At 65.0% G+C, this 2,873-nt stretch carries 4 protein-coding genes; 3 read left to right on the forward strand and 1 reads right to left on the reverse strand.

All coding sequences use genetic code 11. From position 1 onward, the window contains the following. The 3 genes from EN914_RS30410 to EN914_RS30415 all read left to right on the forward strand — a co-directional run. Positions 1-1,746 (forward strand): AI-2E family transporter (locus tag EN914_RS30410; protein WP_164779023.1); only part of this gene is annotated, 1,746 nt, incomplete at its 5' end. Positions 1,747-1,825: 79 nt separating this feature from the next. After that, the gene (locus tag EN914_RS39475) at positions 1,826-2,062 is read left to right on the forward strand and encodes a hypothetical protein (protein WP_245476244.1); all 237 of its coding nucleotides are present in this window, start codon (positions 1,826-1,828) and stop codon (positions 2,060-2,062) included. Then, a complete protein-coding gene (locus EN914_RS30415) occupies positions 1,963-2,313 on the forward strand; it encodes a GNAT family N-acetyltransferase (RefSeq protein WP_245265285.1) in 351 nt (116 codons plus the stop codon). The genes EN914_RS39475 and EN914_RS30415 overlap by 100 nt, the downstream gene beginning before the upstream one ends. 57 nt (positions 2,314-2,370) lie before the next feature. On the opposite strand, the gene EN914_RS30420 is transcribed toward EN914_RS30415, so the two are convergent. After that, positions 2,371-2,873 (reverse strand): aldo/keto reductase (locus tag EN914_RS30420; protein ID WP_164779024.1); only part of this gene is annotated, 503 nt, incomplete at its 5' end.

Raw genomic sequence — 2,873 nt, forward strand, 5'->3', positions numbered from 1 at the left:
GTCATCGCCAGCGTGCTCGGCGCCTTCGCGGCGCTTGGCCTGTTCTCCTTCATCGTCGCCACGCAGGTCAGCGAACTGGCGCAGAACATCCCGGTCTACCAGACCAACATCCTGACCAAGATCCGCTCGCTCAAGGAAACCGGGGTCGGCGGCGGGATCCTTGCCAGACTGAGCAAGGTGGTCGAGCGGGTCGGCCAGGAGATCGACAGGCAAGACCCCTCGCTGCCGGCCGCCGCCCCGGAAAAGGCGCCGCGCGAGCCGGTGCCGGTCGAGATCGTCGCGCACGAAAGGCCGCTTCAGGTCCTGCAGAATGTCGTCGGGCCGCTGATCAGCCCGCTTGGGTCGGCAGGGCTGATCATTGTCGTCGTCATCTTCATGCTGCTCGAGCGGGAGGATCTGCGCGACCGCTTCATCCGGCTTGTCGGCTACGGCGACCTCCACCGCACCACCGAGGCGCTTCAGGATGCCGCCAAGCGGGTGGGCCGCTATCTCTTGATGCAATTGGTCGTCAACATCGTCTACGCCATACCGATCGCGATCGGGCTCTGGGCCCTCGGTATTCCCAATGCGCTGCTGTGGGGGCTGCTGGCCCTGGCGCTGCGTTTCGTTCCCTATATCGGCCCGATCATAGGCATGCTTTTGCCGCTGTTCCTGGCGCTGGCCGTGGCACCGGGCTGGTCGCTCGTGCTGTGGACCGCCGCCCTGTTCGTGGTGATGGAACTGATCACCGGCAATGTCATCGAACCCTGGCTCTACGGTTCGCGAACGGGACTGTCGCCGCTGGCGATCATCGTCGCGGCGATTTTCTGGACGTGGCTCTGGGGGCCGCTCGGGCTGATCCTGTCGACGCCGCTCACTGTCTGCCTGGTGGTGCTGGGCAGGCACGTGCCGCAGTTTGAATTCCTGGACGTGCTGTTCGGCAACGAGCCCGTGCTCGAACCCCATGCGCGCCTGTACCAGCGGCTGCTGGCCGGCGATCCGGAAGAAGCCACCGATCATGCCGAGGAGATGCTGGAGGAGAAATATCTGGTCGAATTCTATGACAAGGTTGCCATTCCGGCGCTTCTGCTGGGCGAACAGGACCGTGTGCGCGGCGTCATGGGCGATTTGCAAAGGCGGCAGGTGGCGGCCAGTGCCCTGATGCTGGTCGCCAATCTCGACGACAGCGCGCAGGAGGAGGCAGGCGAGGAGGAGGGGCCGCCCGTGGCCGCAGAGGCGAGCGACGATGACGATCCCGGCGGGGAGGACGAGACCGAACTGCCCGACGGCACGGATATGTCCGTACTTTGCGCCGGGGGGCGTGGCGAGCTCGACGACGCCGCTGCCGCGATGCTGGCGCAGGTGCTGGAGGTCCAGGGCGCGACGGTGTCGAAAGCCAGCTTTGCCGATATGGAACCCGCCGGCATTCGCCGCCTTGAGCTCGAAACCGTCGACACCGTCGTGGTCGGATTCCTGAACCGGGATTCCATCAAGCACGCCCGCTTTCTGGTCCGCCGGCTGAAGCGTGCGAAGGCCGCACTTCGGGTGGGAATCGTGTTCTGGTCGGAGGCCGACAGCGAGGACAAGGAGACGGCGGGCAAACTGGCGCGTGACATGAACGCGGATTTCGTGGCGCATGGCATGGTCGACGCCGTGCTGGGCGCGCTGTCAAACGAGCCGCCGGTCGCGCTCAAGCTTGTCGCCAAACGGCGCATGCGGCGACAGCGGGCCGCGTCCAAGAAGGTTACCGCGGCAGCGGCGGGTTGACCGAAATCGGCTGAAGGCCCATGGAACAAGGCGACCCTCCGCGCGGCCTTACGGATTAGTTACCCGTCGGCGGTGAGAAATGCTCGAAATTCGCCCAGCCCAGGAAGCCGACCGGTCGGCGATCGTGCAACTGTGGCATCAGGGCTGGCATGATGCCCATGCGCATCTGGTTCCAGCCGAAATCCTGGCGTACCGAACGCCGGCGCATTTTGCGCTGTGGCTGGAGCAATCCACCGATGCCTTCCATGTGGCGGCTGCCGATGGATTGCTTGGCTTCGTCTCGATAAACGGGCGGAGCTGGTCAAACTCTATGTAAGCCCGCAAGCACGGGGAAGCGGAACCGCCCGCGATCTGCTGTCTTATGCCGAGCATCTCTTGTGCGAACAGGGCGTGGCGGAGGCCGAGCTTTTCTGCACGGCGGGAAATGTCCGCGCGCAGAGATTTTATGCCCGCGAAGGGTGGCGCTTGAGCCGCAGCTTCGAAGACGCACTTTGGCTGCCGGATGATGTCGCCGGCAGGTTCACCGTGGAAACCCACTGCTATCGGAAGCATCTGGGCTTTCGTTAGCATCACTATTCGGAACGACCTTGGCGAGATTATCGCGGACGCTGAAGCAGGCGCCCCCTACCGGTCGACCATCGCCATGCCCCGCTCGGTGTAGCGCGGGCCGGAGATTTTTCCCGGCGCGAGCGCTTCGTCGAGCGCGGCCATCTCGGCGGCATCGAGTTTGATCGCGGCGCCGGCGACGTTCTCTTCCAGGTATTTTCTGCGCTTGGTGCCGGGGATCGGCACGATGTCGATGCCAAAGCCGTCGCCCTTCGCCAGCAGCCAGGCCAGCGCGACCTGGCCGGGCTTGACGCCGCGGGCAGCGGCGATGTCGCTCACCTTGGCGGCCGCCTCGACATTGGCGTCGTAGTTTTCGCCCTGGTAGCGCGGGTCGTTGCGGCGATAATCGCCGTCGGGATAGTCTTCCGCACGCTTGACCTGGCCGGTGAGAAACCCTCGGCCGAGCGGCGAGAACGGCACCAGGCCGATGCCGAGTTCGCCAAGCAGCGGGATGATCTCCGGCTCCAGATTGCGCTCCCACAGCGAATACTCGCTCTGCAACGCCGACACCGCATGCACGG

Origin of the sequence: Mesorhizobium sp. M7A.F.Ca.CA.001.08.2.1 (assembly GCF_003998455.1) — a bacterium.
GTDB classification, from domain to species: Bacteria; Pseudomonadota; Alphaproteobacteria; order Rhizobiales; family Rhizobiaceae; genus Mesorhizobium; species Mesorhizobium ciceri.

What these genes read in the sequence shown, in the direction of transcription:
- EN914_RS39475 (WP_245476244.1), top strand. Translation starts at nt 1,826, where the DNA reads ATGCTCGAAATTCGCCCAGCCCAGGAAGCCGACCGGTCGGCGATCGTG.